Origin of the sequence: Agrococcus sp. SGAir0287 (genome assembly GCF_005484985.1) — a bacterium.
GTDB lineage: Bacteria > Actinomycetota > Actinomycetes > Actinomycetales > Microbacteriaceae > Agrococcus.
In genome coordinates, this window is record NZ_CP027942.1 from 593,963 (window position 1) to 615,859 (window position 21,897).

Consider the following 21,897-nt stretch of genomic DNA (forward strand, 5'->3'; position numbering starts at 1 on the left):
CTCGGCGAGCGGGGGATCGGATGCGGTCGCGGCTTCGCGGATGGGTCGACTACGTCCTGTTCGTGTATCGCAGCGAGTGGATCTGGATCGCCGCGTTCGCCTTCTTCGTCGTCACGACGGTCGCGGTGCTCGCGCCGCCGGAGATCGCGCTCGTCGTGACCGTCGTCGGTGCCGCCGTGACGATCGGTGGCCTGGTCGTCGACGGCACGCGCATCTTCCGCGCCTGGCGTGCCTCGCCGTTGCAGGAGCTGGCCGCGCCACCGCCGGCGGGGTCGGCGGCTGACGTGCAGTGGATGCACGACGACCCCGTCATGACGTCGACGATCGGGCACGGCTCGGCGCTCGGCACCGACATCTGGTTCGACCGCGCCGTCGATGCGCGGCTGCCGCACGTGCGGATCCGTGGTCGTCGGAGCCGCGTCGCGTACCGCCTGCCCGACGAGCTCGCGGCGATCGCCGGGCGGTCGCTCCGCACCGGCATGGAGGCGGGCCGTCGGCGGCGGCTCGGCCGGCTGCCGGTGCGCTTCAACGGGCGGCTGCTCCGGCTCGCGACGGAGCCGACGCGCTCGGTCGTCGAGTCGGGCGAGGTCGTGCTCGAGGCGGTGCGGTACTTCGACGGCGAGTGCAGCAACGAGATCTGGTCGATGGGGCACGAGGCCGACGGCGACAGCATCGTGGCACCGTACGTGCTCGACCGTGCCGGCCGACTGCTGTCGCTCGACCGCGCCCGTGCGGCGAACGTGATCGGGGCGAGCATCCTCGCGATCACCGCTGACCGCCGGTGCGTCATCGTGCGGCAGGCGATGGGCAACTCGATCGCCCCGGGCGCGTATGCGGCGAGCGGCTCGGGATCGGTGGATGCACGCGACGCGTCGGGCTCGCGAGTGCGCGACGACGCCGGCGAGCTCGACGCCACGGCCGTGATCGTGCGAGGGATGCTGCGCGAGCTGCACGAGGAGTCGCGCGTGCCGTGGCGCGACATGCTCGTGGGATCCGCGCGGCTCACGGGCTACTGGCGATGGATGTCGAGGGCGGCGAAGCCCGAGCTGTCGGGCATCGTGCGCCTCTCGATCGATGCCGACGAGCTCTCTACCGGCCGCGTCTGGGGCGACGAGGCGGCGTTCACCGCTTCGACGACCACGGTCGACCTCGCGGCGTTGACGACGCCCGATTCGCAGGACCGATCGGCGCTCGTCGCGAGCCTGCGGTCGGCGCTCGAGGCTGCCGAGGAGTCGATGCCCGAGGAACGACGGTCGAAGGTCGTCTCGATGAACCCGAGCCTCGAGCAGACCTGGGTGTGCGCGGCGGCGTTCCTCGCGGCGAACCCCGGATGGCTCGACGACCAGCCGACGGCCCCCGCGTCGGAGCGAGTCGAGTGAGCCGCCCCGATCGTTAGGCGTCGCGCAGCGATCGCGCCATGCGCTGCAGCGCGCCGAGCACCTGTCGCTGCTCGGCGGCCGACAGGTCGCCGAGCATGCGCTGCTCGACGTCGCGCACCGCGACGGTCGCGGCGGCGAGGCTCGCGCGCCCGCGGTCGGTGAGCCGCGCGGGCAGGGCCTTGCCGACGGCATCCTCGGCGGGGCGCTCGACGGCGCCGTCGCGCTCGAGCGCCTGCAGCAGCACGTGCATCGACTGCCGCGTCACGAACGCGCCGCGCGCGAGCTCGGAGCCCGACATGCCGGGTCGCTGCGCGAGCAGCTCGAGGCACGAGTAGTGCGTGATCGTCATGCCCAGCGGACGGAGCGCATCCTCCATCGCCGTCCGCAGGGCGCTCGACGCCTCCTTGAGCGCGTAGCCGAGCGATGTGTCGAGGTGGATGCCGTCGGCAGGTCGCTGCATGTCAGCAGTCTGACATAGAGTCCTTCATGTCAATCAACTGACATGAAGGAGAGCACCATGCCCGTCACCGGCCCCGACTTCGTCTCGCTGCAGGTCCGCGACCTCGCGGCTTCCCAGGCCTTCTACAAGCGCTACCTCGGTCTCGAGCGCTCGCCCGCCGGCCCGCCCCACGCCGTCGTGTTCACGACGACGCCCATCGCGTTCGCGCTGCGCGACCTCGTCGAGGGCACCGACCTCGACGCGTCGCAGCCCGGCCTCGGCGTCGCGCTGTGGCTGCACGCGACCGACGTGCAGCAGATCCACGACGCGCTCGTCGCCGACGGCCACGCCATCGCCGTCGCGCCGTTCGACGGCCCCTTCGGTCGCACGTGCACGCTCGTCGACCCCGACGGGTACCTCGTGACGCTGCACGACCGCGCGTGAGCCCTGCGCGCACGAGGGCCCCCGCATGCCGAGCACGCGGCGCCCTCGCGCGCGAGCGGCGGTCAGGGGCGTCAGAGCCCGAGCGCCTCGGCGCCCTCGGCGCTCGAGTCGCGCAGGAACATGCGGCAGCGCTCGGCCTCCGTGGCGTCGCCGAGCGCCTCGGATGCGGTCGCGAGGGCCGCGAGCGAGCGCAGGAAGCCGCGGTTCGGCTCGTGCGACCACGGCACGGGGCCCTGGCCGCGCCAGCCGTTGCGCCGCAGGGCGTCGAGCGATCGGTGGTACGCCGTGCGCGCGAACGCGTAGCCCTCGATCGTCTCGCCCGAGGCGAGCGCCTCCTCGGCGAGCATCGCCCACGCGAGCACCGAGTCGGGATGCGCCGCTGCGACGTCGCGCTCGTGCGCGCCGGCGTCGAGGGCGTGCGCGCCGGAGTCGGCGGGCAGGAGGGTCTCAGGCGGGCCGTCGAGCAGGTTCTGCATGCCTCGACCCTACGGGCGCGCGGGCGTCGGCAGCGCCCCGAACGCGCCCGCCGACCGCATGGTCGAGGTGCTCGCTCGTCGCGCCCGTCGATGCCCGAGCGCGCTCGCGCATCGCGCTACTGCAGCGCCGAGGTGAGGCGCGCGACGTTGTCGAAGATCTGCCCGACGCGCGGGCGCTCGAGCCAAGCCTCGAGCGTGAGCTCGCTCGACTCCCGCCGATACCGCTCCGCGATCTCCTGCAGTCGGCCCGCCATCTCCGGTCCCTCGAGCAGCATCGAGATCTCGAAGTTCAGGCCGAACGAGCGCATGTCGATGTTCGACGATCCGAAGATCGAGTGCTCGCCGTCGAAGACCATGAACTTCGAGTGCAGCACGATCGGCTCGCGGTAGAGCCAGATGCGCACGCCTGCGCGCAGCAGCGTCTCGTAGTAGGAGCGCTGCGCGTGGAAGGTCCAGAACTGGTCGCCGATCGCGCTGGCGAAGAGGTCGACCTGCACGCCGCGCATCGCCGCCGACGTGATGGCGTACGACATCGCGTCGTCGGGCACGAAGTAGGGGCTGACGATCGTGATGCGGTCGACGGCCGTGTGGATGCACTCGAGGAAGAGCCGCAGGTTGTTCTCGCCCTCGAAGCCGGGCCCGCTCGGCACGACCGACGCCTCGACCTCTCCCGGCCGCGCGGGATCGCCGACGCCCTGGTCGACGAGCTCGTTCGTCTCCGCCCACCAGTCGGAGAGGAAGAGCACGTCGATCTCGCGGACGACGGGTCCGCGCACCTCGAGCCACGTGTCCTTCCACTCCAGGCCGCGCTTGACGTTCTTCGACCACAGGTAGGAGGGATCGACGAGGTTGAGCGAGCCGGTGAAGCCGACGTCGCCGTCGATGACGACGAGCTTGCGGTGGTTGCGCAGGTCGGGGCGCTGCCACTGCCCGCGCCACGGACGCAGCGGCAGCATGTCCTGCCAGCGCGCCCCCATCGCCTCCAGTCGTGCGACGGTCTCCTTGCGCCGCGGGTAGCGCACGCTCGTGATGTGGTCGACGAGCACCTTCACCTCGACGCCGCGGGCCCTCGCACGCTCGAGCGCGGCGAAGAACGGCTCGGTCGCCTCGCTCGAGACGATGAGGTAGAACTCCGCATGCACGTAGCGCTGCGCACCATCGATCGCGCGCGCCATCGCCTCGACCTGCTCGGGGAAGTCGTCGTGGATGACGCACGCGTTGCCGCCGAGGTGCGGCAGCGACGTCTGCGCCCGCAGCATCTGCAGCACGCCGGGCAGCCACTCGGCCGAGCGCTGCGGATCCTCCTCGTCTGGGATGTCGCGCGTCACCTCGCCGATGACGTCCTGCAGCGCGAGCATCTTGCGTCGCCGCATCCGCGGCAGCCGGTTGTGGCCCAGCGTCGCGAAGACGATCCAGCCGGCGATGGGCTGCACCATGATGAGCAGCAACCACGCCATCGCGGCCGGCGGGCGCCGGTTGTAGGGCACGACGAGCACCGCGACGATGCGCAGCAGCACGTCGAGCACGACGAACGCCACCGCGAACCCCTGCCCGAGCCCCGTGTCGGGCAGGAGGTCGAGCATCAGCGGAAGTTCACGAACTGCAGCGCGATGTCGACCTCGGCCGCCTTGAGCAGGCGGATCGTCGCCTGCAGGTCGTCGCGCGACTTCGACGACACGCGCAGCTCGTCGCCCTGGATCTGCGACTTCACCGCCTTCGGTGCCTGCTCGCGGATGATCTTCTGCACCTTCTTCGCATCCTCGGTGCCGATGCCGTTCTTCAGCCCGATCTCGATGCGGTGCTCCTTGCCGGAGGGGTAGGCGTCGCCCACGTCGAGCTGCTTCAGCTCGATGCCGCGCTTCACGAACTTCGACTGCACGACGTCGAGCACCGCCTCGACGCGCTCCTTCGTCGATGCCTTGAGCAGGATGCGCTCGCCGGCCCATGCGACGTCGGCCCCGACGCCCTTGAAGTCGTAGCGCTGCTCGACCTCCTTGCGGGCCTGGTTGACCGCGTTCTCGGCCTCCATGGGGTCGACCTTGCTGACGACGTCGAACGAGGAATCTGCCATGGTTCCGAGTATGGCGGATGCGGGCGCGTCGGCCCTGGACGAGAGCGCGGCGACCGCGTGGTCATCGACGCTGCCGGGGCACGCTATCCTGGTCCCTGCCCTCGACGGGCATCGGCGAGTTACCCAAGCGGCCAAAGGGATCTGACTGTAAATCAGCTGTCATCGACTTCGGGGGTTCGAATCCCTCACTCGCCACGTGCAAGGCCCCGCTCCGGCGGGGCCTTCGTCGTCTTCCGGATGTGCTGGCACGATGCCGATCGACGCGCGCAAGGGGTTGCGTGAGGTCGCGGATCCGATCTGCGCCCTTGCCTCGTCGTTACCATCCTGTTACCTTTGACGCTGCTGCCTTCCTGGGTCACGGGTACCCTCGGGAGGCAGAAGCCTTTTCCCCGAGCAGTGTCGAAGGACCTCACGACGTGACGCATCAGGACGAGTCGGCCCCGGCCGACGCGGACCGCATCATGCCGTCGACCCGTCGCAGCCGGCGCGAGGGCGAGCGCGAGGCGCAGCACAGGGCGCTCTACGCCGAGGCGCCGCAGGCATCGAGCGTGCGCGTCGTCGATGGCGGCTCGCTGATCTACCGCACGCGCCGCGAGATGCGCGAGTCCGCGTCGCGCCTCGCTCGTGACCTCCCCGTGATCGTGACGCCCACGACGGACTCGTCGAGCGACGCTGCGGCAGCGGTCGCGCGGGCCTCCGTCGAGGAGACCGGCGGTCGGCGCGCGCGCCGCGCGGCCGACGCGGCCTCGCAGGCGTCGCATGCGTCCGCCCCGCTCGCGCCGTCGGAGGCCGAGCGCGCGCAGCCCGAGGCAGCCGTCGCCGAAGCTCCGACCTCGCGCCGAGCGCGACGCATCGCCGACGCGAGCGTTCCGCCCTCCGTCCGCGACGAGGCGCCGACGATCCCGTCGCCCGAGTCGACGACGGTCGCGCCGTCGACGCGCCGCGCTCGCCGCGCGGCAGCGTCGGCACCCGCCGAGCCGGTCGTCGCCTCGCAGCTGCCCGCGACTCTCGACGAGGAGCATTCCGGAGTCGGCCTCGACGAAGCGCCCGCGACCACGCGCGTCGAGGTCGAGCGCGCGACGATCGAGCAGCGCCCGATCGCGAGCGACGAGCTGCCCCCGACCTCGACGAGCGAGAGCCAGCCGGAGCGCGCCATGACCCGCGCCGAGCGGCGCGCGGCGCGAGCCGCGAGCAGCGACGAGGTCTCGGCCGCCGTCGCCGCCGTGCTCGGCGGCGAGCAGGACGACGCGGCATCCACGCCTGTGCGGAGCCCGCTGCGGCGCGAGGCGAGGCCGCCCCGCCCCGCCGTCGTCGCGCGCCGTCCCGTCGTGCACGCCCCCGTCGTGCGTCCGAGCCGTCGCGCGCGGACGAGCGCGGCCCGCACGGCGATCCAGCGCCTCGGCGCCGCAGGCGTCATCCTCACCATCGGCGGCCTCGTCGCCGTCACATCGCTGCCCGCGCAGGCGTTCTCGCCGCCGGACACGACGACCACGACCGGTGCCTACGGCGACGTCGACGTCGAGCAGGAGCTCGACGTGACATCGGGCAGCGGCGCGCACGGCGACGACGAGGTCACCGCCGTGCTCACGCGCGACGACTTCGGCGTCGACGACGCGCTCGCGTCGGCGCGCATGTCGCCGGAGGAGATGGCGTCGCTGCAGGCCGTCGCCGACGCCGAGGAAATCGGGCCGTACTACGGCGGCGAGCCCGCGATGCCCGGCGTGTGGGCGCAGCTCGAGACCACGTACACGCAGTCGCCCTTCCCCTCGCTCGCCGAGGTGCCGGTGTCGAGCGGCTTCGGCTACCGGTGGGGCTCCTTCCACGGGGGCGTCGACCTCGTCCCCGGCGCGGGCACGCCCGTCTACCCCATCGCGAACGGCGTCGTCGTCGCGACGTGGCAGGGCAACAACCCCGGTGGCGGCGGCTACGAGGTCATCGTCGAGCACAACGTCGACGGGCAGTACTTCCAGTCCTGGTACCCCCACATGCAGGCGGGGTCCATCCAGGTCGAGCCCGGCCAAGTCGTCGACATCACGACGCAGCTCGGCAACGTCGGCTCGACGGGGCACTCCACGGGCCCGCACCTGCACCTCGAGATCAAGAACGGCGACTACATCTCGGTCGACCCCCTCGTCTGGCTCGCGACGCGCGAGCAGATCCTCGAGCCGTAAGGCCCTCGCCGGCGATCCAGCCCTCGCTCCGCCCTGACCTCATCGCGTTCTGCAGGTGATCCCGGGTCGCGAGGGAGCATCCCCCTCATGACCCGGGATCGCCTGCGAAACGCAAGCCGGCAGCGATGCCCGGCGGGTCAGCGCACGCGCACCCAGGCGGTCTCGTCGGCGCGCAGCGACGCGGCATGCAGCTCGGTGGAGGCCAGCAGCAGCTCGCCCGCGGGCAGGTCGATGGCGTCGTGGCCGAGGTTCGCGATCACCGCGACGTCGCCGTTGCGGAAGGCGACGGCGCCGGGGCCGAGGTCGAGCCATTCGATCTCGCCCGCGCCCAGGCCGTGCTCGCGGCGCAGGCGCAGCGCACGCGTGTAGAGCTCGAGGGTCGAGTCGGCGACGCCCTCCTGGCGATCGCGCGCGTACTCCGCCCACGATGCGGGCTGGGGCAGCCACGACTCGCCCGTCGGGCTGAAGCCGTACGCGGGGGCGTCTGCCTCCCACGGGATCGGCACACGGCAGCCGTCGCGGCCCCACATCTCGCCGTTCGTGCGGTGGAAGGTCGGGTCCTGCCGCGCCTCGGCGGGGATGTCGACGACCTCGGGCAGGCCGAGCTCCTCGCCCTGGTACACGTACGCGCCGCCCGGCAGCGCCAGCATGAGCGCCGTCGCGGCGCGGCCGCGGCGCAGCGAGACCTCGGGGTCGGCCTTCGACGCGCTCGTCGGGCCGATGCCGACGCCGTGCGCCGGCTGCGGCACGAGTGCGAGTCGCGTGCGGTGACGGATGGTGTCGTGGTTCGAGAGCACCCAGGTCGAGGGCGCGCCGACGGCTCCGAACTCCGCGATCGACTCGTCGATGACCTCGCGGAGCCGTCGCGCATCCCACGGCGTCTCGAGGTAGACGAAGTTGAACGCCTGATGCATCTCGTCCGGGCGCACGAAGCGCGCCATCTTCGACAGCGGGTGCACCCACGCCTCGGCGCAGAGCATCCGGTCGCCGTCGTACTCGGCGAGCACGGCGTGCCAGCGGCGGTACACCTCGTGCACCGACTCCTGGCCGAAGAAGGGCGACTCCATCGAGCCGGTCGTGATGGCGTCCTCGTCGACGTCGGGCAGGCCCGGCGCCTTCATGAGCCCGTGCGCGACGTCGACGCGGAAGCCGTCGACGCCGCGGTCGAGCCAGAACCGCAGCACGTCGTCGAACATCGCCGGGACCTCGGGGTTGGTCCAGTCGAGGTCGGGCTGCGACGTGTCGAAGATGTGCAGGTACCAGGAGCCGTCGGCGACGCGCGTCCACGCAGGCCCGCCGAAGACGGACTGCCAGTTGTTCGGCGGCTCGGACCCGTCCTGGCCCGTGCCCTCGCGGAAGATGTAGCGCGCGCGCTCCGGCGAGCCCGGCGCCGCACGCAGCGCGGCCTGGAACCACTCGTGCTCGTTCGACGTGTGGTTCGGCACGAGGTCGACGACGATGCGCAGCCCCAGCTCGTGCGCCTCGGCGATGAGCCGATCGGCGTCCGCGAGGGTGCCGAACAGCGGATCGACGTCGCGGTAGTCGGCGACGTCGTAGCCGGCATCGCGCTGCGGCGAGCGGTAGAACGGGCTCAGCCACACGGCGTCGACGCCGAGCGAGGCCAGGTGCGGCAGGCGGTCGGCGATGCCGGCGAGGTCGCCGACGCCGTCGCCGGACGCATCCGCGAAGCTGCGCGGATACACCTGGTAGATCACGGCGGTGCGCCACCACTCGGCGCCGGGCTGCGTCGTCGTCGCGTCGGACATGCCCCCAGGCTATTGGGCATCGTCGACGACGAAGCCCCTCCTCGACCGCGGATGCGAGCGGCGCGGACGTGCGTCGGCGCCTCGCGGGCTCCGCGGCCTTGACGCCGGGCGCGCATCGGAGTGAGATCGAGCACAGTCGCCGCGCTCGACGGCGGCACGAGGAGGCCGATCGCATGGCCGACGACCGCACCGCGACGCAGCACGAGATCCGCGCCCTCACGCTCGAGACCTACCCGGCATGGCTCGCGCTCGCGCAGAGGCACAACGGCGTCTGGGGCGGCTGCTTCTGCTCCTACTTCCACGGCGACACCGACGCGACGGTCAAGCGCGAGCACGACGGTCCCACGTTCAAGCGGCGACTCATCGAGGAGGGCGTCGCGCACGCGGCGCTCGTCTTCGATGGCGAGCAGGCGATCGCGTGGTGCCAGTACGGGAGCCCGGCGGAGCTCCCGAACATCTACCACCGCAAGGAGTACGACGCGGGGGAGTCGAGACCCGCGCCGTGGCGCATCACCTGCTTCTTCGTCGATCGCGACCACCGCCGCTCGGGCGTCGCGCGCGAGGCGCTCGACGGCGCGCTCGCGCTCATCGCGCAGGCCGGCGGCGGGGAGGTCGTGTCGTTCCCGAACGAGGTCCCGGAGGGGACGCGCACGTCGTCGTCCTTCCTGCACAACGGCACGCGCGCGATGTTCGAGCAGGCCGGCTTCGCCTTCGAACGGCGCATCGGCAAGCGCAAGACCGTCATGCGGCGCACGGTCGCGCCCGCGCGCTGAGGCGGCGTCGCCTCGCCACCCGGGCGACGCTCCGATGCCGACGCGCGTGAGGCCACGACGACGATCGCCCTGGGGATCGCGTCTCCTCGGGGTACGGTGCCCGTAGGTAGTTCAGAGTCGAACGGCACCCGAGTCGATCGACGCCCTCGATGGAGAGAGCGAAGCATGACGACCCCAGACCACCTCGCCGACCGCAGCATCGCGGTCCAACGCAGCCCGGAGTTCCAGGCACTGCGGCGATCCTTCTTCACGTTCATCCTGCCGCTGACGGTGCTGTTCCTGCTGTGGTACCTCGCCTACGTGCTGCTGGCGGGATTCGCGCCCGACGTCTTCGCGACGCGCCTGGGCGACTCGAACATCACCGTGGGCCTGCTGTTCGGCCTCGGCCAGTTCGTCACGACCTTCGGCATCACGATGGCGTACCGCTCGTGGGCGAACCGCCGCTACGACCCGCACGCGGCCGCGCTGCGGGAGGAGATGGAGCGCGGCGAGCTCACGGGCTACGTCGACGGCAGCGAGGAGGCGGCGCGATGAGCGACGAGATCAACCCGGTCATCAACATGGTCGTCTTCGGCATCTTCGTCGTGGCGACCCTCATCATCGTCTTCCGAGTCTCGAAGCGGAACGCGTCGGCGACGGAGTTCTTCGCCGGCGGGCGATCGTTCTCGGGCCCGCAGAACGGCGTCGCGATCGCGGGCGACTACCTGTCGGCCGCATCCTTCCTCGGCATCTGCGGCGCGATCGCCGTCGCAGGCTACGACGGCTTCCTCTACTCGATCGGCTTCCTCGTGGCGTGGCTCGTGGCGCTGCTGCTCGTCGCCGAGCTGCTGCGCAACACGGGCCGCTTCACGATGGCCGACGTGCTGTCGTTCCGGCTCAAGCAGCGACCCGTGCGCATGGCGGCCGCGCTCGCGACCCTCGTGGTCTGCTTCTTCTATCTCGTCGCGCAGATGGCGGGCGCCGGCGGCCTCGTCGCGCTGCTGCTGGGCCTGTCCGGCCCGGTCGCGACGGGCGCGACGGTCGCCGTCGTCGGCGTCGTCATGATCGTCTACGTCATCGTCGGCGGCATGAAGGGCACCACCTGGGTGCAGATCATCAAGGCGGTCCTGCTCGTGGCGGGCGCCGGCATCCTCACGATCGTCGTGCTCGCCATGGTCGGCTTCGACTTCGGGGCGCTGCTGCAGCGCGCGATCGACGCGTCGCCGCAGGGCGAGGCGATCCTCGCGCCCGGCCTGCAGTACCCGAACCCGATCGACTTCCTCTCGCTCGGCCTCGCGCTCGTGCTGGGCACGGCGGGCCTGCCGCACGTGCTCATGCGCTTCTACACGGTGCCGACGGGCAGGGAGGCTCGGCGCAGCGTCGTGTGGGCCATCTGGATCATCGGCGTCTTCTACCTCTTCACGCTCGTGCTCGGCTACGCGGCCGCGGCCTTCGTGGGTCCCGAGGTGCTCACCGACCCCGAGACGCCCGGCGGGCAGAACGCCGCGGCGCCGCTGCTCGCGCTCGAGATCGGCGGACCGGTGCTCATGGCCGTCATCTCGGCGATCGCGTTCGCGACGATCCTCGCGGTCGTCGCGGGCCTCGCGATCACGGCCGCGACCTCGTTCGCGCACGACATCTACGCCTCGGTCATCAAGAAGGGGCAGGCGGACCCGAAGGAGGAGGTGAAGGTCGCGCGCCGCACGGTGGTCGTGATCGGCATCATCGCGATCCTGGGCGGCATCGTCGCGCAGGGGCAGAACGTGGCCTTCCTCGTCGCGCTCGCCTTCGCCGTCGCGGCGTCGGCGAACCTGCCGACGATCCTCTACTCGCTGTTCTGGCGCCGCTTCAACACGACGGGCGCCCTGTGGTCGATGTACGGCGGCCTCATCAGCTGCATCGTGCTCATCGTCTTCTCGCCGGCCGTGTCGGGCGGCCCGAAGTCGATGTTCCCCGGGCTCGACTTCGACCTCTTCCCGCTGTCGAATCCGGGCATCGTGTCCATCCCGCTCGCGTTCGTGCTCGGCATCGTCGGCACGTTCGTCGGCAAGCCGGAGGCGGATCACGACGCGAAGCAGGCGGAGATGGAGGTGCGATCCTTCACCGGCGCGAACGCCGCGAAGGCCAGCGACCACTGAGGGACGCGCGGCCGGTCACCATCCGGCCTCGAACCGTGCGCGACGTGCTCGGCGGCTTGGCGCCGGGCACGTCGCGCCGTCCGGCCGGCGAGCTTCCCGCTGTGCCCATGGATTGGCGACTTCGGCACGCGGAAGCCGCCACTCGGCGGCGGAAGCCGCCAATCACCGACGGGGCTCGAGCGATTGGCGACTTGGGCACGGCGGAACTCGCCAGTCGCTGGCGGAAGTCGCCGATCGCTGCGTCCACGGCGGGCGGAGCAGATCAGCGGCGCCGCATCCCCGCCCACACGTCGGCGAGCGCGCCGCGCAGGGTCGGATGCTGGAAGACGTAGCCGGTCTCGGTCAGCACGCCCGGCAGCACCCAGCGCGACTTCAGGACGAGCTCGCTCTCGGTCTGCAGCACCGCCATCGCCGGCTCGAGCATGAAGCGCCACGCCGGCATCCCGATCGGCATGCCGACCGTCTGCCGCAGCAGGCGCATGAGCTCGGCGTTCGTGACGGGGTCCGGAGCGGCGAGGTTCACGGGGCCCGCGATCTCCTCATGCGCCTCCACGTGCGCGATCGCGCCGACGACGTCGTCGACGTGGATCCACGAGAAGCGCTGCCGACCGTCCGTGCCGCGGCCGCGCGAGGGCGCGGTCGCGGCCGGGTCGTCCTTCGCGACGCCGATGCCGCGGTAGCGCGCGTGCGGGAACCACGGGCCGTCGAACTGCGTACCGCCGATGCCGAGCCGCGCGAGGCGGAAGAGCATCTGCGACGCAGGGCCCTCGGCGCCGAGGGCGATCGTGATGCGCATGGGCACGCGCCGCGTCTCCGGCAGGTCCTCCTCGGCGAGCGCGGCCTCCCACGCGCGGGCGACGTCCTCCGAGAAGCCCTTCTCGCCGGCCGGATCGGCCTCCGTGTGCGGGCGGTCGGTCGTGTGCGAGTAGGTCGTGGCGGTGGATGCGTTCATCCACAGCGGCGGGGGAGCAGCGACGGCGGCGATCGTGGCGCCGAGCTCCCTCGTCGTGTCGACGCGGGAGTCGAGGATCTCGGCACGGTTGCGGTCGGTGTAGCGGCAGTTCACCGAGCGGCCCGCGAGGTTCACGACGAGCGCGGCGCCGTCGACGAGCCGACGGATGCCGTCGCGGTCGCCCCAGCGCGCGTCGGCCGACGATCCGCGGCCGATCGTGACGACCTCGCGGCCCTCCGAGGCCATGCGGGCCGCGATGGCCTGACCGATGAATCCGGAGCCTCCGGCGAGCACGACGCGTCGAGTCATGGCTCCATGCTGCCCGGGGTCGCGACGCGCGGGGAGCCCCTGCGCGACGTGTCGCGAGCCGCGCGCCCGATGCTATGATCGTCCGGTTGCCTGCGGCGCTTTCGGTGCTGCGAGGCTTCGCCCCGATAGCTCAGTGGTAGAGCACTTCCATGGTAAGGAAGGGGTCGCGAGTTCAATCCTCGCTCGGGGCTCGCTCCCGCTCGACGCCTCCGGCTCGGGTGGGCGCAGCGGCGGGGTAGCTCAGCTGGTAAGAGCGCACGACTCATAATCGTGAGGTCGCGGGTTCGAGCCCCGCCCTCGCTACAAGCCGCAGGATGGGCCCGGTCGCCGACAGGCGCCGGGCCTCGTCCGTCTCCGGCTCACCCGGGGCCACCGCCGCCGTCGCACCGCTTCGGTAGGCTCGCCCCGTGCCTGTCGCCCCTGATCTGTCCGGGCGCACCTACCCGCCGACCGCGCCGTACGCGGTCGGTCGCGAGAAGGTGCGCGAGTTCGCCGCAGCCGTCGGCGCCGAGCATCCCGTGCACCACGACGTCGAGGCCGCCCGCGCCGCCGGCTACGCCGACGTCGTCGCGCCGCCGACCTTCGCGATCGTGGTCTCGCAGCGCGGGCTCGACCAGCTGCTCGCCGACGAGACGGCCGGCATCGAGCTCTCGCGCGTCGTCCACGGCGACCAGCGCTTCACGATCGAGCGCCCGATCGTCGCCGGCGACGAGCTGCAGGTCGCCTTCGGCGTCACGGGCGTGCGCGCGCTCGGCGGCAACGCCATGGTCTCCACCGAGGCGCGGATCACCGACGCGCAGGGCGCGCTCGTCGCGACCGCCTTCTCGAGCCTCGTCGTCGGAGGCGACGCATGAGCGCCACGGACCTCGAGGTCGGGCAGGTCGTCGCGACCCGCGACATCCACCTCACGCGCGAGTCGCTCGTGCGCTACGCGGGCGCGTCGGGCGACTTCAACCCCATTCACTACCGCGACGACGTCGCCGCCGCCGTCGGGCTGCCGGGCGTGCTCGCGCACGGCATGCTCACGATGGGCCAGGCCGTGCAGCCCGTCGTCGACTGGATCGGCGACCCCGGTCGCGTCGTCGACTACCAGGTGCGCTTCACGCGTCCCGTCGTCGTCGACGCCGACGCGGGCGCCGACGTCTCGATCGAGGCGAAGGTCGGGCAGCTGCCGGGCGACGGCACCGCCCGCATCGACCTCGCGGTGACCTTCGGCGGGCAGACGGTGCTCGCCAAGGCGCAGGTCGTGGTGCGCCTGCCATGAGGCTCGCGGATGCGACGACCATGCGCGTCGGCGGCGAGGCTGAGCGCTGGATCGACGCGTCCACCCGCGAGGAGGCCATCGCCGCGTACACGGCGCTCATCGCCGACGACGAGCCGCACGTGCTGCTCGGCGGCGGCTCCAACACCGTCGCCTCCGACGAGCCGTTCGCGGGCGCGGTGCTCCGCATGCGCACCGCGGGCGTCGTCGTGCTGCCCGCAGCCGAGCGGCGCACGCGGCCCGTCGGCGACGAGGAGCCCGACGACGCCTCGGTCATCATCCGCGTCGAGGCGGGGGAGTCGTGGGATGCCCTCGTCGCACGCACGGTCGCCGAGGGCTGGTCCGGCATCGAGGCGCTCAGCGGCATCCCGGGCTCGACCGGGGCCGCACCCATCCAGAACATCGGCGCCTACGGGCAGGAACTCGGCGCGTGCCTCGTCGGCGTCGAGCTGCTGGACGCGGACGCGCTCGAGGTGCGGCAGGTGCCGGCATCGCAGCTGCGCCTGGGGTACCGCGACTCCGCGCTGAAGCGCGGCGACCTGCGCGGTCTCGTGCTGTCGGTCGACCTGCGCCTGCGTCGCTCGACGGACGGGCTGAGCCAGCCCGTCGCGTACGGGCAGCTCGCGCAGGCGCTCGGCGTCGACCTCGGCCACCGGGTGCCGCTCGCCGACGTGCGCGAGAGCGTCCTCGCCCTGCGCGGCGCGAAGGGCATGGTGCTCTCCGACGACCCCGACTCCGTCTCCGCCGGCTCGTTCTTCACGAACCCGATCGTGTCGGGGCGCTTCGCCGCCGGCCTGCCCGAGGATGCGCCGCGCTGGTCGACCGCACCCGAGGCGACCGCCACGATCGTGCCGCTCGACGCCGACACGCGCATCCCGGTGCGCGAGCCCGTCGAGTCGCGAGTGAAGCTGTCGGCGGCGTGGCTCATCGAGCGCGCCGGCATCGGCAAGGGCTTCGCGCTGCCGCACTCGCGCGCGGCGATCTCCCGCAAGCACACCCTCGCGATCACGAACCGCGGCGGCGCGACGGGCGAGGAGGTCGCCGATCTGGCGCGCTTCGTGCAGACGCGCGTCGAGTCCGAGCTCGGCGTGCACCTCGTGCCCGAGCCCGTGCTCGTCGGCCTCGAGGTCTGAACCGCGCGGCCGACGCGCGGCAACGCCTTGCGCCCGGCGGCGCGTGCGGGAAGGGTGGACAGCCCATGGATGCCGCAGACGACGACCGCACGCCCGCCGACGACCACGCGACCTCCCCGTCGCCCACGACGCCCGACGCGGCGCACGCTCGCCTCGAGCTGCACGTCTCGCGCTCCCGCGCGTTCGACGCGTACGCCCGCGACCTCGGCTCGTGGTGGCTCCGCGGACGGGAGCCGCGCAGCGACCTCCACGTCGAGCAGCACGCCGGCGGCACGATCGTCGAGCACGTCGGCGGCGAGGAGCGGCCGTGGGGCGAGGTGCACGAGGTCGAGCCCGGGCACCGCATCCGTCACTCCTACCGTCACGGCGGGGATCGCACGGCCATCGTGACGGCCGAGTTCCTCGACGGCGAGCAGGGCGGCGCAGTCGTCGAGCTGCATCACGAACCGTGGGACGGCTCCGACGAGGAGCGCGCGGCGTTGCAGGCGGCATGGACGGAGGCGCTCCGCCGCCTCGAGACGGTCGCCAGCGCCGTCTGACCCGCCCATCTGAGGTTTTCGGCCCTCTCTGAGGTCAGAGAGGGCCGAAAACCTCAGATGCGCGAGCGGTCGGCGGGGCTAGAGGGCGAAGAGGCGCTGCAGGCGCTGGATGCCCTCCAGCAGCGGCGCGTCGCCGAGCGCGTACGAGAAGCGCAGGTAGCCGGAGGGGCCGAACGCCTCGCCGGGCACCGCCGCGACCTCGGCCTGCTCGAGCATGAGGTCGGCGAGCTCGAGCGTGGTCGTCGGCGTCGTGCCGCCCCACTCGCGACCCAGCAGCCCGCGCACGTCGGCGTAGACGTAGAACGCGCCCTCGGGCGTCGGCACCGTGACGCCGTCGATCCTGGACAGCTCCGACACCGCCACGCGGCGACGGCGGTCGAACGCCTGCCGCATCTCCTCGACGGCGTCCTGCGGCCCGGTGAGCGCCTCGATCGCGGCCTTCTGCGCGACGTTGTTCACGTTCGACGTGAGGTGGGACTGCAGGTTGGCGGCGGCCGCGATCGCGTCCTTCGGGCCGACCATCCATCCCAGGCGCCAGCCGGTCATGGCATACGTCTTCGCGACGCCGTTCACGAGGATCGTCCGGTCGGCGAGCGCCGGCACGGCCTCGGTGATCGACACGGCCCGCACGCCGTCGTAGACGAGGTTCTGGTAGATCTCGTCGCTCACGACCCACAGGCCGTTGGCCTCGGCCCACTCGCCGATCGCGCGCACCTCGTCGGGCGAGTAGACGGCGCCGGTCGGGTTCGACGGGCTCACGAACAGCAGCGCCTTCGTCTGCGGCGTGCGCGCCGCCTCCAGCTGCTCGACCGTGACCTTGTAGCCCTGCTCGGCGCCGGCGAAGACGTCGACCTGGCGTGCGCCCGTGAGGGCGATGGCCTCGGGGTAGGTCGTCCAGTAGGGCGCGGGCACGAGCACCTCGTCGCCCGGGTCGAGGATGACCTGGAACGCCTGGTAGACGGCCTGCTTGCCGCCGTTCGTCACGACCACCTGGCTCGCGTCCACCTGCGTGCCCGAGTCGCGCAGCGTCTTCGCCGCGATGGCCTCGCGCAGGTCCGGCAGGCCGACCGCGGGGGTGTAGCGGTGGCTCGCGGGGTCGACGACGGCGCGCTCGGCGGCGGCGACGACGTTCGCGGGCGTGGGGAAGTCGGGCTCGCCCGCGGCGTACGAGATGACGTCGCGGCCCTGCGCCTTGAGGGCCTTGGCCTTGGCGTCGACCTTGAGGGTCGCGGACTCGTTGATGGCGGCGATGCGCTGGGAGATGCGGCTCACGACTCCCAAGGCTAGCGACGGGCGGATGCGCTCACGAGGGCCGCATCCGGGGAGCCGGCCCGCGCGCGCATCGGCGGCGCGCCGAGCGAGGCCGGATCAGGTGGACAGCGCCGCCGATCCCCCCGTATGCTGGATCTTCGGTGGTTGACATCCGCCATGATCTCGCGCGCCCTCGAGGCACGATCCAAGCCAGTCCGGGTCGGCGAAGCCATGGAGTCGATCACCCGCCGAGGGCGGTGGCGCAATTGGTAGCGCAGCGGTCTCCAAAACCGCAGGTTGCAGGTTCGAGTCCTGTCCGCCCTGCTCGGCCCGTCACTCGATGGGCATCGGCGCCCTCGAGGGGGCGTCGAGTGGAAGAAGAAGGGTCCCCGTGGCACAGAACGCGATCGACGAGCAGCGCCCGTCGACGAAGCGCCCTCGCCGAGCCAACCCCTTCGCAGCGATCGGCCGCTTCTTCGGCGGCATCGTCCTGTTCCTCAAGCAGGTGATGGACGAGCTGCGCAAGGTGGTGACGCCGACGTGGCGCGAGCTCCTCGGCTACACGCTCGTGGTGCTCGTGTTCGTCGTCATCATGATGGCGCTCGTCACGGGGCTCGACCAGGTCTTCGGCCGCCTCGTGCGGTGGGTCTTCGCCGGCGTCTCGCCGCTCGAGGTCCTGGACTGAGGATCGACGGGGGAGAGACAGACATGAGCGACGCCAACGACATCGACCGCAACCTGCAGACCGCGCTCGACGACATCGCGCCGACGGCGAAGGACGAGGCCGCCGAGCCCGCCGCCGACCCGTACGCGGAGTTCAAGCGGGACCTGCGCATGCGTCCCGGCAAGTGGTACGTCATCCACTCGTACGCCGGCTACGAGAAGAAGGTCAAGGCGAACATCGCCAGCCGCGCCGAGAACATGCAGGTCGACGGGATCTACGAGATCCAGGTGCCGACCGAGGACGTGCTCGAGGTGAAGAACGGCGTGGGCAAGCGCGTCAACCGCGTCCGCGTGCCCGGCTACGTGCTCGTGCGCATGGACCTCGACGAGGACACCTGGTCGGTCGTGCGCCACACGCCCGGCGTCACGGGCTTCGTGGGCAACGCCCACAACCCGGCGCCGCTGCGCTTCAACGAGGCGTTCACGATGCTGAAGCCCATCGCCGACGCCGAGCTCGCCGAGCAGCAGCAGGGCGCGCCGCAGCAGGAGCGCACCGTCGTGACCGACGTCGACTACGAGGTCGGCGAGACCATCACGATCACCGAGGGCTCGTTCGCGGGCTTCCCCGGCACGATCTCCGAGATCCAGCCCGCCTCGGGCAAGCTCACCGTCCTCGTCAGCCTCTTCGAGCGCGAGACGCCGGTCGAGCTCGGCTTCGGGCAGGTCACCAAGCTCTAGCCCCCGCCAGGGCTGGTGCCGGCCTCGGCCGGCGAGAAGACAGAAGGAAGAGACATGGCAAAGGCAAAGAAGGTCACGGGGCTCATCAAGCTCCAGATCCAGGCGGGTGCGGCCAACCCGGCGCCCCCCGTGGGTCCGGCGCTCGGTCAGCACGGCGTGAACATCATGGAGTTCTGCAAGGCGTACAACGCCGCGACGGAGTCGCAGCGCGGCAACGTCATCCCCGTCGAGATCACGGTGTACGAGGACCGCTCGTTCGACTTCGTGCTCAAGACGCCGCCGGCTGCGGAGCTCATCAAGAAGGCCGCCGGCATCAAGAAGGGCTCGGGCGTCCCGCACACCGAGAAGGTCGGCAAGATCACCGACGCGCAGGTCGCCGAGATCGCGCAGCAGAAGATGCCCGACCTCAACGCGAACGACATCGACGGCGCGAAGCTCATCATCGCGGGCACGGCTCGCTCGATGGGCATCACGGTCGAGGGCTGATCGCAGCATCATCCGGGGCATGAGCCCCACCAGTGGGAGCGCCGGCCAGGCGCGCACCGCGACTCTCTGAAGGAGAACGAACATGGCACAGAAGTCGAAGGCCTACCGCGCCGCGGCAGCGAAGATCGAGGCCGACCGCCTCTACACCCCGGAGGAGGCCGTCGCGATCGCTCGCGAGACCGGATCCTCGAAGACCGACTCGACCGTCGAGGTGGCGCTCAAGCTCGGCGTCGACCCGCGCAAGGCCGACCAGATGGTCCGTGGCACCGTGTCTCTTCCCCACGGCACCGGCAAGACCCAGCGCGTCATCGTCTTCGCCCAGGGCCCGGCCGCGCAGGCCGCGCTCGACGCGGGCGCCGACGAGGTCGGCTCGGACGAGCTCATCGAGAAGGTGGCTGCCGGCTACACGGCGTTCGACGCCGCCGTCGCGAGCCCCGAGCTCATGGGCAAGGTGGGTCGTCTCGGCAAGGTGCTCGGCCCCCGCGGCCTCATGCCCAACCCCCGCACCGGCACCGTGACGCCCGACGTCGCGAAGGCCGTGACGGACATCAAGGGCGGCCGCATCGAGTTCCGCGTCGACAAGCACGCGAACGTGCACTTCGTCGTCGGCAAGGCCTCGTTCACGCAGGAGCAGCTGAACGAGAACATCCGCGCCGCGCTCGACGAGATCGTGCGCCTCAAGCCGTCGTCGTCGAAGGGCCGCTACGTGCAGAAGGCGTCGGTCTCGACGACCTTCGGCCCGGGCATCCCCGTCGACGTCACGACCGTCTGACGCATCCCGTGCGACACGAAGGGCCCCGCCGCGAGGCGGGGCCCTTCGTCGTGCCGGGAAGCCTCGGCTACGGCACGAGGCGGTGCTCGTAGGCGAAGGCGATGAGCTGGATGCGCGACGCGAGCCCCAGCTTCGACAGGATCGCGCGCATGTGCGTCTTGACCGTCGTCTCGGCGACGAAGAGCTCCGCGCCGATCTCCGCGTTCGACCGGCCGCGGGCCGCGAGCGCGAACAGCTCCCGCTCCCGGTCCGTGAGGCCCGCGAGCACGGAGCGATCCGGCTGCGGCCGTACGATCGCGGCGGCGCGCAGCAGGTCGAACGTCTCGGCGGGGGCGATGACCTGCTGCCCGTCGACGACGGCGCGGATCGCCTGCGCGAGGAACTCGGGCCGCGCATCCTTGAGCAGGAACCCGCTCGCGCCCGCACGGATCGCGTCGAGCACGGCGCGGTCGTGCCGCACCGTCGTGAGCACGACGACGTGCGGCGGAGGGGCGGGATGCTCGGCTCGGATCGCGCGGGTCGCGGCGATGCCGTCGACGCCGGGCATGCGGATGTCCATGAGCACGACGTCGGGCCCCGTCGCCCGGCACGCCTCGATCGCCTCCGCCCCGTCGGCCGCGGTGCCGACGACCTCGAAGCCGTCCTGCGCCTCGAGGATCATGCGCATCCCGTCGACGAACAGCGCCTGGTCGTCGACGACGAGGATGCGGATCACGCGCGACCGTCGGCGCGCGGCGCGGGCGGGGCGTCGTCCGCGATGCCGCCGGGCTCGCCGAGCCGCACGGGCCGCGCGTTCGCCTCCGCCCATGTCGCAGCAGGCGTCGGCATCGTCGGCGGCGCGGGCATCGGCCCGGTCGGCGCGGCATCCCACCACGGCGTCTGCGGCGACCCCGCCGGGTTCGGGATCGTGGCGGCAGGCTGGACCGTCTGCACGGGCACGGTCGGCAGCTGGTCCTCGCCCAGGATCGTCGAGGGCATCGGCGTCGGCTCGTAGGGCAGATAGGCCGTGACGACGAAGCGCTCGCCCTCGGCGTCCACGTCGACCCAGCCGCCGACCTGCTTCGCGCGCTCGTGCATGCCTGCGATGCCGCGGCCGATCGGGCCGAGCGCCTCGCGGTCGCGGATTGGGGAGGAGACCGCGAGCGAGAGGCCCGGGCCCGTCCACGACAGGGTCACGACGACGTCGACGTCGGGGCCGCCGTGCCGCAGCGCGTTCGTCAGCGCCTCCTGCACGATGCGGTACGCGGCGATGCCGCCGACGCGCGGCAGCGAGCCGTGCCTGCCCGCGTCATGGAACGTGACGGTCGGCCCGGCGGAGCGGGTCTGGTCGATGAGGGCTGGGATGTCCTCGATCGTCGGCTGCGGACGTCGCGCGTCGTCGTCGACGCGCTCCAGCAGCTGCCGCACCTCGACGAGGGCGAGACGCGCCGTGTCGGAGATCGTCGTGAGCACGGGGTCGATGCGCTCGGGATGCTCGCGGTGCGTGAGTCGCAGCCCCTCCGCCTGCGCCGCGAGCACCGCGAGCGAGTGGGCCATGACGTCATGGAAGTCGTGCGTGAGGTCGGCGCGCAGCCGCTCGTCGCGCAGCTCCGACTCGACGACGACCGTGCGGGCCTGGACGGTGCTCTTGTCCCGCTCGGCGCGCAGGGCGGCGAGGAAGGCGCGGATGCCGAACGGGATGGCCCACAGCAGCGCGCCGAGCAGGAGGTAGCCGAGGGCCGAGCCGATGATGACGCCACCGCCCTGGCCGTAGGAGTACGCGGCGACCTCGATCGCGGCGCGAGCGACGCCGGTGACGGCGGACATCGCGACGATCGCGCCGCCTGCGTACAGCCGCCAGATCATCGGCTCGATGTCGTACACCGCGATCGCGGCAGCGAGTCCCGCTGCGAGCAACGGCCCCACGAACGCTCCGGTCCATGGGGGCGCCGAGACGGCGGCGAGCGGTGCGGCGACGAGCGCGACGCCGAGCGCGGCGTGCGGCCAGCGCCGCGCGACCGCGAGAGCGCCGCACGCGAGCAGCGTCGCCGGGATGAGGGAGAAGTACGTGAGCGCCGTCGAGAGGAAGACGATCGCCGCGACCGGGGCGGTCCACCAGCGGGCGGCGACGGCGGTGAGGCGAGTGAGCGTCATGCTCGTCACGCTAGCCCCGCATCC

At 72.0% G+C, this 21,897-nt stretch carries 22 protein-coding genes, 4 tRNA genes and 1 pseudogene; 18 read left to right on the forward strand and 9 right to left on the reverse strand.

Going from position 1 to position 21,897, the window contains the following annotated elements; all coding sequences use genetic code 11:
- Positions 1-20 precede the first annotated feature (20 nt).
- Complete coding sequence (locus C1N71_RS02775) at positions 21-1,379, forward strand: hypothetical protein (RefSeq protein ID WP_137755021.1); 1,359 nt, start codon at positions 21-23, stop codon at positions 1,377-1,379.
- A 13-nt stretch (positions 1,380-1,392) separates the two neighbouring features.
- Here C1N71_RS02775 and C1N71_RS02780 read toward each other — a convergent pair whose 3' ends face one another.
- The gene (locus C1N71_RS02780) at positions 1,393-1,839 is read right to left on the reverse strand and encodes a MarR family winged helix-turn-helix transcriptional regulator (RefSeq protein WP_137755022.1); all 447 of its coding nucleotides are present in this window, start codon (positions 1,837-1,839) and stop codon (positions 1,393-1,395) included.
- A 57-nt stretch (positions 1,840-1,896) separates the two neighbouring features.
- On the opposite strand from C1N71_RS02780, the gene C1N71_RS02785 reads away from it, so the two are divergent.
- A complete protein-coding gene (locus C1N71_RS02785) occupies positions 1,897-2,262 on the forward strand; it encodes a VOC family protein (RefSeq protein ID WP_137755023.1) in 366 nt (121 codons plus the stop codon).
- 71 nt (positions 2,263-2,333) lie between these two features.
- Here the strand turns inward: C1N71_RS02785 and C1N71_RS02790 are convergent, their stop codons facing one another.
- The 3 genes from C1N71_RS02790 to C1N71_RS02800 form a co-directional block, all read right to left on the reverse strand.
- Entirely contained in the window at positions 2,334-2,738 is a 405-nt protein-coding gene (locus tag C1N71_RS02790) for a DUF3151 domain-containing protein (RefSeq protein ID WP_137755024.1), read from the reverse strand.
- Between the two features lie 116 nt (positions 2,739-2,854).
- Positions 2,855-4,321, reverse strand: a complete 1,467-nt coding sequence (locus tag C1N71_RS02795) for a phospholipase D-like domain-containing protein (protein ID WP_137755025.1) — start codon at positions 4,319-4,321, stop codon at positions 2,855-2,857.
- Positions 4,321-4,809 (reverse strand): YajQ family cyclic di-GMP-binding protein, encoded by a 489-nt coding sequence (locus tag C1N71_RS02800; RefSeq protein ID WP_137755026.1) that lies wholly within the window; start codon positions 4,807-4,809, stop codon positions 4,321-4,323. Before C1N71_RS02800 ends, C1N71_RS02795 begins: the two co-directional genes overlap by 1 nt.
- Positions 4,810-4,922: 113 nt before the next feature.
- On the opposite strand from C1N71_RS02800, the gene C1N71_RS02805 reads away from it, so the two are divergent.
- Together C1N71_RS02805 and C1N71_RS02810 are read left to right on the forward strand one after the other, a co-directional pair.
- Positions 4,923-5,004: transfer RNA gene (locus C1N71_RS02805), tRNA-Tyr, on the forward strand.
- Positions 5,005-5,225: 221 nt separating this feature from the next.
- Positions 5,226-6,980 carry a M23 family metallopeptidase gene (locus C1N71_RS02810; protein ID WP_137755027.1) on the forward strand — a complete coding sequence of 585 codons (1,755 nt, stop codon included), beginning with the start codon at positions 5,226-5,228 and terminating at the stop codon, positions 6,978-6,980.
- A gap of 137 nt (positions 6,981-7,117) precedes the next feature.
- On the opposite strand, the gene C1N71_RS02815 is transcribed toward C1N71_RS02810, so the two are convergent.
- Positions 7,118-8,746, reverse strand: coding sequence for a glycoside hydrolase family 13 protein (locus tag C1N71_RS02815; protein ID WP_137755028.1), 1,629 nt, complete (start codon positions 8,744-8,746; stop codon positions 7,118-7,120).
- Positions 8,747-8,919: 173 nt separating this feature from the next.
- Here C1N71_RS02815 and C1N71_RS02820 point away from each other — a divergent pair, with 173 nt between their 5' ends.
- The 3 genes from C1N71_RS02820 to C1N71_RS02830 all read left to right on the forward strand — a co-directional run bounded on the left by C1N71_RS02820 (position 8,920) and on the right by C1N71_RS02830 (position 11,636).
- Positions 8,920-9,519 (forward strand): GNAT family N-acetyltransferase, encoded by a 600-nt coding sequence (locus C1N71_RS02820; protein ID WP_137755029.1) that lies wholly within the window; start codon positions 8,920-8,922, stop codon positions 9,517-9,519.
- A 165-nt stretch (positions 9,520-9,684) separates the two neighbouring features.
- Entirely contained in the window at positions 9,685-10,053 is a 369-nt protein-coding gene (locus tag C1N71_RS02825; RefSeq protein WP_137755030.1) for a DUF485 domain-containing protein, read from the forward strand.
- Positions 10,050-11,636 (forward strand): solute symporter family protein, encoded by a 1,587-nt coding sequence (locus C1N71_RS02830; RefSeq protein WP_137755031.1) that lies wholly within the window; start codon positions 10,050-10,052, stop codon positions 11,634-11,636. The genes C1N71_RS02825 and C1N71_RS02830 overlap by 4 nt, the downstream gene beginning before the upstream one ends.
- Positions 11,637-11,898: 262 nt before the next feature.
- On the opposite strand, the gene C1N71_RS02835 is transcribed toward C1N71_RS02830, so the two are convergent.
- Positions 11,899-12,897 carry an epimerase gene (locus tag C1N71_RS02835; RefSeq protein WP_137755032.1) on the reverse strand — a complete coding sequence of 333 codons (999 nt, stop codon included), beginning with the start codon at positions 12,895-12,897 and terminating at the stop codon, positions 11,899-11,901.
- A gap of 119 nt (positions 12,898-13,016) precedes the next feature.
- Between C1N71_RS02835 and C1N71_RS02840 the strand changes: the two genes are divergently transcribed.
- The 6 genes from C1N71_RS02840 to C1N71_RS02865 all read left to right on the forward strand — a co-directional run bounded on the left by C1N71_RS02840 (position 13,017) and on the right by C1N71_RS02865 (position 15,830).
- Positions 13,017-13,088, forward strand: a tRNA-Thr gene (locus C1N71_RS02840).
- A 38-nt stretch (positions 13,089-13,126) separates the two neighbouring features.
- Positions 13,127-13,200 (forward strand) — tRNA-Met (locus C1N71_RS02845).
- 104 nt (positions 13,201-13,304) lie between these two features.
- Positions 13,305-13,751, forward strand: coding sequence for an FAS1-like dehydratase domain-containing protein (locus tag C1N71_RS02850; protein ID WP_137755033.1), 447 nt, complete (start codon positions 13,305-13,307; stop codon positions 13,749-13,751).
- Entirely contained in the window at positions 13,748-14,161 is a 414-nt protein-coding gene (locus tag C1N71_RS02855) for a MaoC/PaaZ C-terminal domain-containing protein (protein ID WP_137755034.1), read from the forward strand. Before C1N71_RS02850 ends, C1N71_RS02855 begins: the two co-directional genes overlap by 4 nt.
- On the forward strand, positions 14,158-15,291 hold the full coding sequence (locus tag C1N71_RS02860) for a UDP-N-acetylmuramate dehydrogenase (RefSeq protein WP_137755035.1): 1,134 nt from the start codon (positions 14,158-14,160) through the stop codon (positions 15,289-15,291). Before C1N71_RS02855 ends, C1N71_RS02860 begins: the two co-directional genes overlap by 4 nt.
- Positions 15,292-15,356: 65 nt before the next feature.
- Positions 15,357-15,830, forward strand: a complete 474-nt coding sequence (locus C1N71_RS02865) for an SRPBCC domain-containing protein (protein ID WP_137755036.1) — start codon at positions 15,357-15,359, stop codon at positions 15,828-15,830.
- Positions 15,831-15,908: 78 nt separating this feature from the next.
- Here the strand turns inward: C1N71_RS02865 and C1N71_RS02870 are convergent, their stop codons facing one another.
- Positions 15,909-17,102, reverse strand: a complete 1,194-nt coding sequence (locus C1N71_RS02870) for a pyridoxal phosphate-dependent aminotransferase (protein WP_441297161.1) — start codon at positions 17,100-17,102, stop codon at positions 15,909-15,911.
- Between the two features lie 230 nt (positions 17,103-17,332).
- On the opposite strand from C1N71_RS02870, the gene C1N71_RS02875 reads away from it, so the two are divergent.
- The 5 genes and pseudogenes from C1N71_RS02875 to rplA all read left to right on the forward strand — a co-directional run bounded on the left by C1N71_RS02875 (position 17,333) and on the right by rplA (position 19,740).
- Positions 17,333-17,405, forward strand: a tRNA-Trp gene (locus C1N71_RS02875).
- A gap of 67 nt (positions 17,406-17,472) precedes the next feature.
- On the forward strand, positions 17,473-17,766 hold the full coding sequence (gene secE, locus C1N71_RS02880; protein ID WP_254678072.1) for a preprotein translocase subunit SecE: 294 nt from the start codon (positions 17,473-17,475) through the stop codon (positions 17,764-17,766).
- 143 nt (positions 17,767-17,909) lie between these two features.
- Positions 17,910-18,482: pseudogene (gene nusG, locus C1N71_RS02885) on the forward strand (transcription termination/antitermination protein NusG); the annotation flags it as partial.
- A 54-nt stretch (positions 18,483-18,536) separates the two neighbouring features.
- The gene (gene rplK / locus C1N71_RS02890) at positions 18,537-18,968 is read left to right on the forward strand and encodes a 50S ribosomal protein L11 (protein ID WP_137755040.1); all 432 of its coding nucleotides are present in this window, start codon (positions 18,537-18,539) and stop codon (positions 18,966-18,968) included.
- 82 nt (positions 18,969-19,050) lie between these two features.
- Entirely contained in the window at positions 19,051-19,740 is a 690-nt protein-coding gene (gene rplA / locus C1N71_RS02895) for a 50S ribosomal protein L1 (protein WP_137755041.1), read from the forward strand.
- 67 nt (positions 19,741-19,807) lie between these two features.
- On the opposite strand, the gene C1N71_RS02900 is transcribed toward rplA, so the two are convergent.
- Together C1N71_RS02900 and C1N71_RS02905 are read right to left on the reverse strand one after the other, a co-directional pair.
- Positions 19,808-20,455 carry a response regulator gene (locus C1N71_RS02900; RefSeq protein WP_254678073.1) on the reverse strand — a complete coding sequence of 216 codons (648 nt, stop codon included), beginning with the start codon at positions 20,453-20,455 and terminating at the stop codon, positions 19,808-19,810.
- Complete coding sequence (locus tag C1N71_RS02905; RefSeq protein WP_175414067.1) at positions 20,452-21,873, reverse strand: sensor histidine kinase; 1,422 nt, start codon at positions 21,871-21,873, stop codon at positions 20,452-20,454. Before C1N71_RS02905 ends, C1N71_RS02900 begins: the two co-directional genes overlap by 4 nt.
- Positions 21,874-21,897 lie beyond the last annotated feature (24 nt).